12 protein-coding genes are annotated in these 13,928 nt (G+C 66.8%); 6 read left to right on the forward strand and 6 right to left on the reverse strand.

What is annotated here, in order from left to right; all coding sequences use genetic code 11:
- The first annotated feature begins 568 nt into the window (after positions 1–568).
- Entirely contained in the window at positions 569–1,270 is a 702-nt protein-coding gene (locus ITJ68_RS18230; RefSeq protein ID WP_194663492.1) for a hypothetical protein, read from the forward strand.
- The gene (locus tag ITJ68_RS18235) at positions 1,267–2,022 is read left to right on the forward strand and encodes a hypothetical protein (protein WP_194663494.1); all 756 of its coding nucleotides are present in this window, start codon (positions 1,267–1,269) and stop codon (positions 2,020–2,022) included. Before ITJ68_RS18230 ends, ITJ68_RS18235 begins: the two co-directional genes overlap by 4 nt.
- 570 nt (positions 2,023–2,592) lie before the next feature.
- Here ITJ68_RS18235 and ITJ68_RS18240 read toward each other — a convergent pair.
- A complete protein-coding gene (locus ITJ68_RS18240; protein WP_194663495.1) occupies positions 2,593–4,257 on the reverse strand; it encodes a hypothetical protein in 1,665 nt (554 codons plus the stop codon).
- A gap of 1,359 nt (positions 4,258–5,616) precedes the next feature.
- On the opposite strand from ITJ68_RS18240, the gene ITJ68_RS18245 reads away from it, so the two are divergent.
- A complete protein-coding gene (locus ITJ68_RS18245; protein ID WP_194663497.1) occupies positions 5,617–6,096 on the forward strand; it encodes a hypothetical protein in 480 nt (159 codons plus the stop codon).
- 102 nt (positions 6,097–6,198) lie between these two features.
- Here ITJ68_RS18245 and ITJ68_RS18250 read toward each other — a convergent pair whose 3' ends face one another.
- On the reverse strand, positions 6,199–6,648 hold the full coding sequence (locus ITJ68_RS18250) for a MarR family winged helix-turn-helix transcriptional regulator (protein WP_194663499.1): 450 nt from the start codon (positions 6,646–6,648) through the stop codon (positions 6,199–6,201).
- Positions 6,649–6,731: 83 nt separating this feature from the next.
- On the opposite strand from ITJ68_RS18250, the gene ITJ68_RS18255 reads away from it, so the two are divergent.
- Positions 6,732–7,475, forward strand: a complete 744-nt coding sequence (locus ITJ68_RS18255) for an SDR family oxidoreductase (RefSeq protein ID WP_194663501.1) — start codon at positions 6,732–6,734, stop codon at positions 7,473–7,475.
- Between the two features lie 27 nt (positions 7,476–7,502).
- Here the strand turns inward: ITJ68_RS18255 and ITJ68_RS18260 are convergent, their stop codons facing one another.
- The 3 genes from ITJ68_RS18260 to ITJ68_RS18270 form a co-directional block, all read right to left on the reverse strand.
- Complete coding sequence (locus ITJ68_RS18260) at positions 7,503–8,723, reverse strand: CynX/NimT family MFS transporter (RefSeq protein WP_194663503.1); 1,221 nt, start codon at positions 8,721–8,723, stop codon at positions 7,503–7,505.
- Positions 8,724–8,786: 63 nt separating this feature from the next.
- Positions 8,787–10,271 (reverse strand): hypothetical protein, encoded by a 1,485-nt coding sequence (locus ITJ68_RS18265; RefSeq protein WP_194663505.1) that lies wholly within the window; start codon positions 10,269–10,271, stop codon positions 8,787–8,789.
- 181 nt (positions 10,272–10,452) lie between these two features.
- Entirely contained in the window at positions 10,453–10,644 is a 192-nt protein-coding gene (locus tag ITJ68_RS18270) for a hypothetical protein (protein ID WP_194663510.1), read from the reverse strand.
- A 140-nt stretch (positions 10,645–10,784) separates the two neighbouring features.
- Between ITJ68_RS18270 and ITJ68_RS18275 the strand changes: the two genes are divergently transcribed.
- A complete protein-coding gene (locus ITJ68_RS18275) occupies positions 10,785–11,609 on the forward strand; it encodes a serine hydrolase domain-containing protein (RefSeq protein WP_194663511.1) in 825 nt (274 codons plus the stop codon).
- Positions 11,610–11,657: 48 nt separating this feature from the next.
- Here the strand turns inward: ITJ68_RS18275 and ITJ68_RS18280 are convergent, their stop codons facing one another.
- Positions 11,658–13,217, reverse strand: coding sequence for an FAD-dependent oxidoreductase (locus tag ITJ68_RS18280; RefSeq protein ID WP_194663512.1), 1,560 nt, complete (start codon positions 13,215–13,217; stop codon positions 11,658–11,660).
- A gap of 90 nt (positions 13,218–13,307) precedes the next feature.
- On the opposite strand from ITJ68_RS18280, the gene ITJ68_RS18285 reads away from it, so the two are divergent.
- A complete protein-coding gene (locus ITJ68_RS18285) occupies positions 13,308–13,928 on the forward strand; it encodes a TetR/AcrR family transcriptional regulator (RefSeq protein WP_194663513.1) in 621 nt (206 codons plus the stop codon).

Consider the following 13,928-nt stretch of genomic DNA (forward strand, 5'->3'; position numbering starts at 1 on the left):
AGCAGTACTGACTACCCTGATCCAAGTACGAGTGAGAGCGATCTGACAAGGTCCCGAAGGTGCTCCAGTCGACAACGCGCAAACGAGGGGTCGTCGTAGAGAGTCGCGTACCTGCGATGTCGATGCCTTCGGATCTTCGAATTGATACGGATCCAGCCGGCTGAGGGAAAGATCGAACCCGCTGCTGGGCCTGGCGCGCGAGGTCCCGGCTGTCGTGAGTCGACCAGCCTCGAGCGTCATGACCGCGGGTTTCTCCGACTGGTAACTCATACCAGCGCATGATCTCCAGCAGTCGTCATACTCAGCGCTCCGGCTCACCGTTGTCACTATGGATTCGCGGGTAGTCGCCGAACGACGCGATGGCCGCCGCGCGAATCTCCCGCACGGAGAAGCAGCGGGAAGGTGGACGTGAGTGAACAGCAGCGAGGGCACGGAAGCGTGGGCATCGCGACGACAGCCGCGGGGTACGCGATAGGATCGACGAATCCAACGACCCGGGCAGGTGATCTTGAGCGACTCGATCCTCAGCACGGGGTACCCGGAGGTCCTTGATGCAGGTGGCTACAGGATGACAGACCTCGACTTTGAATTCGTGGGCGTGACCGTCCCAGTAGCGATTGACTGCCACAGCCAGCGAGTGCCCCTTGGTATGACGGCTCCGCAGTACCAACAGTTCTTGCAGACGCTCGAAGTAGCGTTGAGTGCGGATGGCTTGGACGACGCCGATGTGCGGCTACAGGGGAGCGCTGGGCAATTCTTCTCCAGCCCGGCGAAGCGTCTTCCCAAGGACAAGGGTGAACTTCTCAATGTGTTCATGGACGAATTTGGCCGTCGCTGGGAGGCTGAAGAGGGTGACCGCATCTTCGCGGCATATAAGAAACAATGGCCGAAGGACTCGCCCGATCAACGCCCGTTCGACTCGCTTTACCGCCTTGGAGTAGCCAAACACCCGAGTGACGTTGACGTCCAGATATCAAGCGATGCGGCGCTAGCGGTGGTGCGGACCGATTTGCGCGAGCATGGCGGAGTCGATCCAGGCAGCGTAACCATGGCGGATGTGAAGTACTCGTTCCTGCAAAAAGCGCTCACCGATTTTCTGTTCCTGTATGTGCAACAGTGGGCCGAAAGGTGGAGGCGACATCTAAATCGCGACGTCAACGTGGTGTTTTTTGGCCGCAGCGGCCCGCCCAGCAACGGTAAATTGTTCTCTAGCCACTTCAGGGACACGGACTGGATCGTTCGAGCAGCGCCAGAATGGAGCCATCTATGAACCCCGCATTCAGGCCTCATCAAGCGATGCGGCACACGCATACGAGCGCTTCAGCTTCGCAGCCAAGTGCGGCAACGATCGCGAAGCTGCTCACAGATCGGTCGCTCCGGATTCCTGAGTCTGAAATTCCCGCGCTATCACGCCACGTGCGCAAGATCTCCCACCTGGTCCGAAACGAGAGCCACGCCAGTCGAAAAGAGGTCGCTCGACTCCTTGAATCCGACGACCTTGCTCAACGGTTATTTCAAGACCTTGCTCCAGGCCTTAGGAATCGCGGTCAAGAATTGCAAGTCCGCCGCCCCGTGAATGCTCGACGCTCGTTCAAGGCTCGAGCAGACCGTACGGTGACGGTGCAACTCGTCTTCGTTCCAAGCCAACGCGCGATTGTCAAGCGAGACGGTGGCGAAAGGTTGGTGAAGCGCGAGTCTGACGTACGTGGGCCGAAAAAAAACGCGATTCATGCCGACGTGCTCGGCACGTTCTCTGCCGAGAGTCTCGACGAGCTAGAGGCCGGCCTCGCCGCACTCGACCTGCCGGTATATGGGTACAACGATCGCACGCGCGCTGTTCTCGCCTCTCGTAATCTGCGCGAAGCGCCTGCGTCGCCGGCAATCTTACAGCTGAGTCGCACTCAGGAAGAGAAGCGGTACGAACTCGCGATTCGTTGGCTTGACCCTGAACCGGACATTACTCCGGAAATCCGCGAGACGATTAGCCGCCTGGTGGGTCCTCACGGCGGGGCCGCCCGGTAGAGCTTCCCGCGATTCCACAGGCCCTATCTGCAACGGCGCGGGGAGCAGCCGCAGCTAGACTCAGCACTTGGTACGGCTTCCCTGGCGCCGGGCACACCTGTGACCTCGTCTACAACGGCAATGCGAGCCTCACCCGGTTCGAAATGACGGCGACTGGACAAATATGCAAACTTACACGTGGCGGATACTTGAGGAATCGACGGCGGTATCTCTCTCGTAGCCGACTGTCATCACAACCCCACCCGGAGTGTTCGAACACTCGACGTTGGTCGCGTATCTCAGGCTTCCGCCGTGAAGAGGCTTGCTAGGGTGAAGAAAAGTGTGCCCAGTTCGAATGCGCCTGTCGTTTCCTGTTTCGGAGCGTCCCCGCTTAGCCGCGGTACGGTGGGCGGTCGTCTGAGACGAAGCACGCTACGCGAATGAGGAGATTGCGTCTTCGCCTAGGCGAAAGTGCCCGCCGCGCATGAGGCGAGCAGGATCAAAAGATCAGCGGTTGAGCACAAGAATATTACGCGCAACCCCCATCAGCATCAGTCGTTCACGGTTTAGGACACCGACTTCCGGCGTTGCCTACTTGTCGCTGACGGTCTTGTCGTAGTTGCGGCGACGTTCCGTTGCGCGGTCCAACAGCGTTGGTCCGAAGTCGAAAGATCGGAACCGCAATCCATGGTCCAACCAGGCGTTCAAATCGTCGTCCGCGTCGGCCTCGTCGGCGTTCAGAATCAGCTTCCGAAACGCTTCCGCGAGCCGCGGATGGGCTTGCTCTAGGGATGCCGACGTTTCATGTGCCAGCATCGTTGCGACCTCCTCCAGCGCGCGGGCACGGGCAGTGTGGTCCGCGGATGCGGTTTCGCCTCGCTGCATGCTAGTGAGCAGGTCTCGGGCAGCTTCGTGTCGGGAACGAGCTTGCGTGTGACTGAACTCGCCGAGGGCGCGGTTGAACGCGGACAGCCGCCCCCAACCAGCGGCGTCGAGCCACCGGTGCGGTGTTGTCGCGGCTCCGCGGAGTTCCATGGTGGCGGCGCGTTCTGGTTTCAGCCGGTGCGTACGTGCTCGAGCAGTGTTCTCCAGCACGGTGCGCATGCAGATCAGCGACTCGTCGACGTCTTGAAGCCACAGCACCCACGACGATTCCAACGCGGAAGCCGCTGCCTGCAGCGCATCGGTTCGGGTGCTCGGCTCTGATGTCCTGGCGAGCAGTTCCGTCATCTCGGTGATGCAACGGTAGAACAGGATAAGCGCGTCAAGGGTGACCGGGGAGAACGCGTCCCCGAGCATGCTCTGCTCTTCGCGGAAAGACTGCCTCGCATGATCGATTGCCCGTGCCCACCGCTCCTCGATCGCCATCCACGCGAACGTGAGCATGTTGACTGGGTCTTTGCTGCGGTTTGCAACAATCCGTCGATACGTTGCTCCCCAATCGGAAATCGTGTCGGCGAGGTCCGATGTGACGAAGCTGTAGTCGAGTGGGGGAGCGGTGACCGTCAGGAACTCCGGTGGCGTCGTCGGAGGGAATTGTTCAACTCGAAGTTGGAGGGACCCGTGGCTGATCGGGGTGACCGCTGCCGTACTGGCGTGGGCCGTGTCGATTGCGCCCCGCACCTGTCGAAGGGCCATCTCCGCAGCTTGGACGACAAGCTGATGCACCTCAGCTCGGTCCACAGCGTCGATACTCAAGTTGATAGTGATGGTGCGTCCGGCTCTCGTGATGCTTCGCCCGTGGAGGAGTTCCGAGAGGTCTGCCCATTCTTGCCCGAAGTCACGACCGTCAACCATCGCTGGGTACACCGACCAAACCCGGCGGAGGAAGTCAGCGTACTCCTCTCCGTCGTCCGGCCAGATGTTCCGGGTTGAGCTGAGGTTGTAGGTCCACCGTTCGATGAACTGCCGGGCGAGCGCGACAGCGCCGGCCGTGTACCCGAATCGGAGGAACCAACACACTTTGGAGAACGTGTCGAGACCTTTTCGCAGTTCCTGCAGCCACGCTGCCTCCTCCGTTGCAGGCGGTGCCCAATGCCACGGAGCACCGAGCGCCTCAAGAATGTCATCAGCCGCTGCGATCGCTCCTGCGGTCTGCCACGCAAGATCGGGAAGTAGGCCCTCCAACGATGCATGATCGGCGGCGCGGAGTTCGGAGATTTGCTGCAACGGCCCGGCGAGGCTGACCGGCTCAACCGAACTCAGCTCCTGTAACCGTGCCAGCAGTTGTCTAGCAGCGGTGCGTTCGTCATCCACGCACGTAACGGTAGAACAAACCGGTGCAATCGCGCCGACGCGCCACGTCAATAGCGCGAATCCTTTCCACCTGTGACGCAGCCTCCGGGAGACCAGGATTGTCAGAGCTCTCTGTCACGACTGGCAGTCTGCACGCTGCATGCAACCTGACGCAGCGAGCGTGGCTGCCGCCGGTCGGCCTAGGAAGGTGCTCCGAGGGATGGCGGCGAACTGCCACCCAGGAGGTGCACATCGGCAAAGTTCGCTCGGCGGGCCTGGATCCGCGAATTGACGAGCTCCCTGTCGGGTCGCCGCTCCTTGACTCCCAATATTCTGGTATCGCCCTGAGATACTGACGCTCCGCTGCTCCGGTCAGACCAGCATTGCTTGCCGTGACCGAGGCCGTGGTTCCCACGCGTCAAGCAGGGCAGCTCGTTCCGAATCGATGTAGCGGAAGCTCTGCGGAGGTTCGATGAGCACCTGGCTGCGGAGCTCGGACAGTGGCATGGGGACTTCCCATCGCACTGGCGAACGGACTTGCAGGATTGCCGGCACCGGAACGTCGCCTAGGTAGGCGTCTAGGGATTGCCTGGCGATGGCAATGACGTGGCCGTATGCGTCCCACACATCTGATGCGTTTGGCCGGTCTGCGGAGTCAAGAGACGCGGTCCCGATGACTGCGCGTTCTGGTGAGCTGGAGTACAGGTAGATCTTCGTGCCGGCGGGCTGGTCGGGGAACCGGCGTCGAACTTCGGCGGTTTTCGTGCCTGCGAGGATCGCTGCAGCGAATGGGTACGGCCGGGCTCGACTGGGTGATCGAACAAGCAACCGGGTACGACCACGGGACTCTGCTGCAGGCGCACCGCCTAAACACCCGCGCCCATCGCTAGTACAAGCGGTCAGGCTTTGTCCAAGCCGGTGAGACGAACACGCATTACCTCGGGTGGAGTTTTCGTGGTGGACGTGGTGTGGGCTCGTGGTCATCCTGCTCGCAGGGTGTGGGCTGATCGGACGTGCCCTCGTCATCGCGGTTCGCAGGGATGGGATTGGCCGGGCCAGAGCAGAGCGCGGGACCAGTGCCCCTTGGTTCTGGTCGGGAATCGGAGTGTGCGCCGTCGCGGGTTTGCTGCTGATCCTGTGGGTCATCGCACCCGACAGCTGACCGTCGAAACAGCGACTTCTCCAAGAGGCCGAGCCTTCCTCGGAAGCGAATCGCATACCGAAGGCAACCGCGGCGGGATACTCATCCCATGAGCAAGGCCGCCAAGCGCTCTGACGACGGGCCGCGACGATTCCGGACGCTGCGGCCGAACGCCCTCCGCGACGTCCTTCCACGCTGCTTGGTGAGCGCATCAGATCACCTCTGTTACCTTCGAGCACGTGGAGCAGCCCGCTTTGATCATCATGAAGACCAACGGGTCTGTCAGCAGCGTCCTGAACGACACCTTCCGCTCGATCCCCGACCAGATCCGTCGCAGCCTCGGCCTGCTCGACAACGACGACCACTTCGCGTGGCTGATTTTCTCCGCACTGATCGACGACGAGACCTGGCGCTCCGGCCCGCAGTCGGTCATCGATGAGTACGGCAACTCCTACCTTCAGGCCGGCGGCACCGCGGAGAAGATGAGCGTCGAACTCCGCCGACGTGAGGACGACGGCGAGTACCGCTTCTACATCGTCGGCCGTGACCACGACCTCGCGGAACCGCTCGCGGAGACCATCGACGTGCAGGCTGCGCACGAGCCTCGGCACCCGTCAGAGCTCTTCACCGCCGACCAGGCAGCGCCGGTGTTCATGCACTACGTCGAACACCAGACGGTCCCCGACGGCTACACGCTCCGTCTCATCGCCGACATGTGACAGGTGGCGGCGCCGCCGCCGTCCGTCCGCGACCCTGCTCCGGACTGGAGGCGCGGTGCCAGCTGGCACCGAGCCTCCAGGCTGACCAAGTGGGGACCTGGCTCAGGCGGACTGCGCCGGGTGGCTGGCGAGCACCTTGCCGAGCAGGCCGATGAGGGCCTTGCGCTCGTCGGGGGAGAGCGCGGTCAGGAGCTCCGCCTGCACCGCCCGCGCGTGGTCCAGGAGTTCTGACGACCTCGCACGGCCCTCGGTCGTGATGGTGACGACGTTCCGCCGCCGGTCCTCCGGGTCCGGCTGCCGGCTCGCGAACCCGTCGGTCTCGAGGCGGACGACGATGCCGTTGACGTTGTTCCGGTCGAGACCGAGGATCCGCCCGATGTCGGCCTGGCTGAGCGGGCCGTTCTCCTCGAGGAGGGACAGGACCGCGAAGTCGGACCGTGCTTCGAGCGGCATCCTCGCGCCTGTCAGACGCGCCCCGATCGTCGCGACGCGGCCGGCCTGCCAGCTCACCAGGGTTCGGAGTGCCTCGGGCGGCGTCGGCGCTTCATGCATGGCAGCACGATACCAGTTGGCGCGACCAACGATCGGTGCTACCGTTGGCAACACCAACATTGGTTTGACCAAGGAGTTCCGCCATGAACGAAGTACCGTCCACCCACGACCTCTCCGGCCGCCGCGTCCTCGTGCCCGGCGGCACCGGTGGCGTTGGGAAAGGCATCGTCCGCGCGTACATCGACGCGGGCGCCGACGTCGTCGTACCCACCCGGTCTGAGGCGCGCGGAGTCGAGTTGCGCGCTGCACTCGGCGCCGTCGGGACATCCCCGCTGCTGCACCTGCCGACGCACGACTACACCTCCTTCGCCGGGGCCGAGGCACTCGGTCGCGAGATGACCGAGCGGATGGGTGGCATCGACGATGTCATCGTCCCCGTGGGGGGCTGGTGGCAGGGCGGACCGCTGACCGGCATCGCCGAGGACGACTGGGCCGCTGCCTTCACGGGACTCGCCACGGTGCACATGGCGGTGGCGCGGGCGATCGTGCCTCGGCTCAGCGGCCTGGGCGCGTACACGGTGATCGTCGGTCAGTCAGCCGAGTTCCCGGTGCCCAACAGCGGACTGGTGAGCATGGAGCAGGCCGCGGTGCTCATGATGCAGCGCGTTCTGGCCGCGGAGTCGCCGGACGAGCGGATCCACGCGCTGGTGCTCGGGCCTGTCCGGACCCGGTTCGTCGAGGGTGACCCCGAGTGGGTCTCCACGGCCGAGGTCGGCGCGGTCGCCATCGCGCTGTCCCTGGCGACCGGCGTCGGTAGCCGCACCGTGCCGCTCGGGTCGAGTGCCGAAGCCCGTACGACGATCGAAGCCCTCGTGCCCGCGGTGTGACCGCACAGGCCGCGATGGACGTGCCCGCTACCGGCTGAGTTCGTCCTCGACGAACGTCGGACGGCCGAGTGTGACCGCCGGGATCCCTGCCGCGAGCGTGACGGCGAGGAGGAAGAGCAGCGGCAGCGTCCAGCCGCCGCTCGCGTCGTGGAGCAGCCCGACCAGCAGCGGGCCGAGCGCGCCGAGGGCGTACGCGGTGCCCTGGGCGAAGCCGCTCAACGCCACGGTTCCGCCGTGTGTCCGGGTGCGGACGTTGATGAGCACCAGGCAGACGGGGAACAGGATCGAGCCGCAGCCGATCAGGAGCACCCAGAGCAGGGTGAGCGGCGCGGGCGCGAGCAGCAGGCCGAGGTATCCGAGTGCGAAGCTCAGGACTCCCGCGGCGATCAGCAAGCCGACGTTGCGGAGCCGAGGCACGAGCAGGGGAGCGATCAGTGCGCCGGGGACACTGATCACGCCGGTGACAGCGAGGAGCACGCCAGCTTCGGTCGGCGTCGATCCGGCGACGTCCTGCAGGATCTCCGGCAGCCAGGCGAAGGCCGCGTAGGTGCAGATCGCGCTCGAGGAGAAGAGCGCGGTGATCGACAGTGCGGCGCGGGATCGCCACAGACGGGTGACGACCTCGGTGGGTGCGGGGCTGACGAGACCGGCGTCTGTGCGGCGGAGTTGGCGCTGCTGTGCGAGGACGATGAGCCAGGGGACGAGTGCTGCCGCCGAGGAGACTGCCCAGACGGCGAGCGAGGTCCGCCACCCGGCGTACTGCGCGATCGGTGCCGCCAGGGCAGCCGGCACCGCGGTGCTGACTCCGACGATGCACGCGTAGACCGCGGTCAGCAGGGCCACCCGGTCGGGGAAGTAGCGACGGACGACGGACGGCAGCAGCACGTTGCCGACACCGGTGCCGGCGAACGCCAGGATGCTGCCGACCAGCAACATCGCGACGCCCGGTGCCACCGCGCGGACGAGGTGGCCGACGGTGATGAGGGCCAGCGCGAGGACGATCCCGCCGTCGAGCCCGAGCCGCCGCGCGACGCGTGGTGCCGTGAACCCCGAGGCCGCGAACAGCAGCGGCGGCAGGGTGCCGAGCAGGCCGACGTCGAGGTTCGAGACGGGGAAGTCGGCCCGGATGTCACCGATGATCGGCGAGACCGCAGCGACTGCTTGGCGAAGGGTGAACGCCACGAGCACGATGCCCAGCAGCGCGGCCGTGCGACCCGCCCACAGGGGAAGGCGACGGCTCTCGAGCATCTGCCGAGTCTAGGGGTGAGGTTGGTTCGTCTCGGGCTCGGCTTCAGCGCCCAGACGGTCTGCTCAGCGGCGCGGGCTCTCGGCGGGCGGGTCCTCGGTCGGAGTCACCAGGAGGGCGGCGGCGATGTTCGCGGCATCGAGCACGACGCGAGTCAGGGGCTCGATGTCGAGATGGCCGCGGTTCATCTCGAGGAGCTTCGCGGCAGCGTGCGCGTAGGCCACGTACCAGTCCTCTGGCGGAAGCTCCCCCGCGGGGATCGCGAAGGTCCGGAGTCCGAACCCCACTGCTTCGCGTGGCATCCAGCGGGCGCTCGTCCCGGGTGCGAACCGCGGGACGTCGAACTCGGGGGTCCCCATCGTCACGCTGCTGTGGTGGCGGATGTCCTCTGCGGTGGGTGCGATCCGCCCGGCGTCGACGAGCGGCGCGGTGACGATCGCGTACACCGATGCTGGCGCCACGAACAGCGGGTACTCGGTCGCATCGCCCACCGCGAAGCGCTCACCGTCCGGCCCCTGCCCCATCCTGTTGACGCGGCCCTGGTACTCCGGGGAAGCGTTCTCGACACCGCGGAGCGCAGCCACCTGCGCCGCCCGTCCCGCGAGCGACCCGAGGACGGTCAACACGGTCTCGGCGTGCAGACCTTGCGGGTCCTCGAACACCGCTGCTGCGTGCGCGAGGATGCCGTCGCCCACGGCTCGCGCGCGGGCGAACCGGTCGTCGGCGATCGTCATCGGCGGGGTGGTTGCCGCGCTGGGGGACGCTGCTGCTCCGTCCGGTGCTGCTGCCTGAGGCTCTGTTCCCTCCCGCGGAGGCATGTACTTCGCCATCGCGTTCGCGCTGTCGAGCGCCACCCGGGTCAGGCTCGCGAGGACGGCTGGCTCCGCCCGGTACTGATCGAGGATCGTCTTCACCGCGAGCGCGTAGGCGACGTACCACTGCGTCACGGGCAGCCGTCTGGAGTGCTGGATGGCGAGGGCCCGACCGCAGTGCTCGAGCGCTTCGCGGGGGAGCCACCGCACACTCGTGCCCGGTTCGAGCCGCGGGACCACGAACGCGTCCGTCCCGATGGCCTGCGCGGCACGCACGGTCAGGTCCTCGGCCGACGGCGCCGTCCCGCCGACGGACCGCAGCGGTGTGGTGACGATGTTCCAGACGCTGTACTGAGCGTCGAAGAGCGGGAAGGCGATGGCGTCGCCCATGAGCGCCCGAGCGCCGTTCGCGCCGTCGATCACGAGGTCCGTGCGCGAGGTGTAGTCCGGGTCGCCGGACCGCTTGCCCATCACGAGCGCGGCCTGGGTACCGAGGCCGGTCATCGCACCGAGCACGGTCACGGCGCTCTGCGGATCGAGGTCGGCTCCGTCGGTGAACGACGTCGTCGTCAGTGCGGCGAGCCGCCGGCCCATGAGCGTCGCGTACGCCAGCGGATTGGTCGTCGCTTCGGCATCGGCCTGCGCGAGCCACCGGTCGAGCTCGGTGTCCTGCCCGGCGCCGTCGCCCGTCGTCGCTGCTGCGCCGTCAGCCTGCGCGCGCCGTTTCCGTCCGAACACGATTCCCCCTTCGCTCGGTCCATCGTGGCCTGGGCCGCGCGGCGGATCGAGCCCGCATCTGGGGGGCTTGTGGTCGCTCCGGTGCTGTCCCCGCGACCGCATTCCGGACTGGAGGCGCGGTGCCAGCTGGCACCGCGCCTCCAGTCCGACTCGGACGCAAGCCTGTCCGCCACCTGCCACGTCAGCGCTGGTGAGTGCGTCGGCCCCTCCGCGCTTCCAAGACGAACTTGGCACCGAGGCCGGCCCCGATCACGACGACGGGGGTGCCGATGACGAAGACCGCCGATGATGCCTCGGGGGCGCTGGAGGCGATCGCGAGCAGTGCTGCGAGCGCAGCGATGACGATCAGCAGGTACAGCAGCCATGCGCGCATGAGGATTGTCCTTTCCTGCTTCGGGTCAGAAGGGCTCGACAGTTCTAGACTGGTACTGCAGTATGTCAAACAACACCACGACTCTTGCGGCGCGAGGGTCGCAGCTCGGCCCCAGAGGGAGGCACCAAGTGCGGAATCCGATGGAGCGCTCCGGGCATTGGCGCGCGAGTGTTCGCACTGCCGACGGCTGGCGGACCGTCCGCGGGCCCCGCGGGCCGTACGCCGCCGCTTCGATGCTCGAGTGGGGGAGCATCACGAAGGGGCTCGTGGGTACGACCGCCTGTCTCACGCTCGGGGTCGAGCGGCCGGTCGTGCACTACCTCCCCGGTGTGCCCGACGCCGAGATGACCGTTGCTGATCTCATCCACCACACCTCGGGTCTGCCGCGGCTTCCAGCCACGATGCGCGACCGCCTGTTCGCTGACCCCTACCGAGAGGCTGTCGGGGTTCCTCTGGACCTGGCAGCGGCGGTACCGGTCACTTCCCGAGGCCAGTTCGTGTACTCGAACCTCGGGTACGCCCTCCTCGGTGCAGTGCTCGACGAGGTGCACGGCGACTGGTTCGCCGCTGTACGCCAACACGTCTTCGAGCCAGCGGGGATCAGCTCTGCGGTACTCGTGCCTGCCCCGGCAGAGCGCGTGGTGCCGAAGTTCCTCGGTCGTGCGATCACGCCGTGGGCGCTCGGGGAGTCGTCGTTCGCGGCGGCAGGCGGCGTCTGGTCGACGTTCGACGACCTCTGTCGCTACGCCGACTGGGCGCTCGAGGCTGGCGCTGGGGGCGCTCGCACGGTGAGCTGGCAGCGGCGAGGGGCATCGACCTGGATCAACGGCGAGGTGCGAGCGGCAGGAGCGGTCATCGCCAACGCGGCAGGAGCCACCGCGGTCGTGCACGCGCTTGCGAAGGCTCCGCATGCAGCCGACAGGATCGCCACGGAGCTCATCAAGCACGAGGTGCGGCGCCGGTGAGACGGCCGACCAGCTGCCTGAGTGTCACACGCACACCGGCGGGTGGAGTCAAGCCGGTACGACCTCCGCCACGACGCTGCGGACGTGCGCGAGGACGTCGGCGGCTGCGGAGACGGGCCGGCGGGCGGCGATGTAGCCGTCCGGGCGGATGAGCGCGACCGCGTCGTGCGCGGGCGCGTACCGGGATGCGGCATGGCCCTGCGAGTCCTCGATCGCGCCGGCGCCGATCCGGTGGACGTGGACGTCTGCAGGCGCGGCTTCGAGCGCACGCATGTCCTCGGGGTCGTCCGAGAAGACGAAGACCGTCCAGTGGGGGCCTCGGAGGAGGTCGAAGGTCGAGCCGGCGAAGCCGTGGCCCCGGAGACCCGTCGCGTACGGTGCGCGAACGGCGGGCTGGTCGTCGAGGGACAGGGGGTTCGGGGCGTAGCGCAGGGACAGTCCGGTCGTGTCGTCACCGCCCATGCCGTCGAGTCCGCGGTCGACTCCTTCCGCGCCACCGGTCGCGCCGGCGCGGAACGTGTGCATCTTGTCCGTGCTCATCTCGAGGACGGAGGCGGCGATCGGACGGCGCTCCAGTTCGTACGTGTCGAGGAGAGCGGGGTCCGCACCCTGGACGACTGCGGCGAGCTTCCACCCGAGGTTCCAGCTGTCCTGGATCCCGGTGTTCATGCCCTGCCCTCCCGCCGGCGAGTGCGCGTGGGCTGCATCGCCGGCCAGGAACACCCGCCCGACGCGGTAGTGGTCCGCGAGACGGACGTTGGCGCGGTAGAGCGAGAGCCAGGTCGCTTCCTTCAGGGTCACCCGGTCCTTCCCGAGGTGGTCGTCGAGCAGCTGCTGGTACAGCTCGAGCGACGGCGGTTCCGCGTCGTCGCCGGCTTCGGTCGTCGACTGCCACTGCCAGAGGTCCGTCGTCGGGAGCGGGGTGAGCCCGATCATGCCGTGACTGGTCGGCAGGATGTACTGCCGCCCGTGGTCGAGCCCTTCGAGACGGACGTCGCCGAGGTACCAGCGATCGTGCATCGTGAAGCCGTCGAACGCCACGCCGAGTGCGTGACGGATCGTGCTCCTGCCTCCGTCCGCGCCGACGACCCAGCGAGCGCGGATCGTCTCCGGGCCGTCCGGTCCGTCGACCCGCACGTCCACGAAGTCGGCCTGCTGCTCGATGTCGATGGCGGCGGTGCCGAACTCGACGTGGACACCGTCGAGCGCCAGCCGGTCCCGGAGCGGGCCCTCGACGTCGAACTCGCTGATCCAGAGGGTCTCCGGGTACGCGGTCGTGGTCGGGTCGGACACCGGAACGGTGATGGGTTCTCGGTCGATCACGGTGCCGTCGTCGGTGATCATCCGGACCGGCAGCTTCGTGACACCACGCGTCAGGACCTCGTCGGCGACGCCGAGGTCGTCGAGCACCTCGAGACTCCGTGGTTGCAGGCCCTTCCCGCGCGAGGCGACGCTCGGCACGTCGAACCGCTCGATCACGCGGACACAGGTTCCGCGCCGGGCGAGGTCGCAGGCGAGCGTGAGCCCCGTGGGGCCAGCCCCGACGATCACGACGTCCGTCACGGTGGTCGGGCTGGGGCTCGGGGTGGTGGGGGTGGTGTGCGGCATGACGCTGCCTTCCGGTTCGGAGCACGGGGTTGTGCCGGAGTTTTCACACTACACCGTGTAGTTCCAAAACTGGATGGCTACAGTCGGGGTATGGCCGTTCCCACCCGTGCTCTCCGCCCGAGCTCCGAACGGAAGCGGGCGGCGATGCTCGACGCTGCCCGGGACCGCTTCCTGGTGGACGGCTACGACCGCACGTCCGTCGATGCCGTCGCCGCGCAGGCGGGCGTCTCGAAGCGGACGGTCTACGACCACTTCACGGACAAGGACGGACTGTTCGCCAGCGTCGTGGAGCAGGCGTCCGCGGCGTTGCTGTCGTCCGTCGAGGAGGCTGCCGACCAGGAGCTCCGAGTGGACCGCGATCTCACCACCGCACTCCTGGCGTTCACACGACGGATCGCCACCCAGACGCTGCAGTCGTCCGACTACGCCGTCGTGAAGATGCTCCTCGAGTCGGGGCGGTCGGTCCCCGCGTCCGGGGCGGATCTGGCACGTGACCCCGAGCAGCTCATCGCGGACCGGTTCCGCGAGCTGGCCGACGCCGGCGTGATCCGCGCGGCGAACCCGCGGCGGGCCTCCGAGCACTTCACCGCCCTGACGTTCCTCCTCGCACTGAACGCACCGGGACTCGACGCCGCCGCCGTCGACGCGGTCTTCGTCGACGGCGTGGACGCCTTCGTCCGTGCGTACGGCGCCGAGCGCGCGGCTTCGTGA

The organism is Curtobacterium sp. VKM Ac-1395, assembly GCF_015350975.1.
Lineage (GTDB): Bacteria > Actinomycetota > Actinomycetes > Actinomycetales > Microbacteriaceae > Curtobacterium.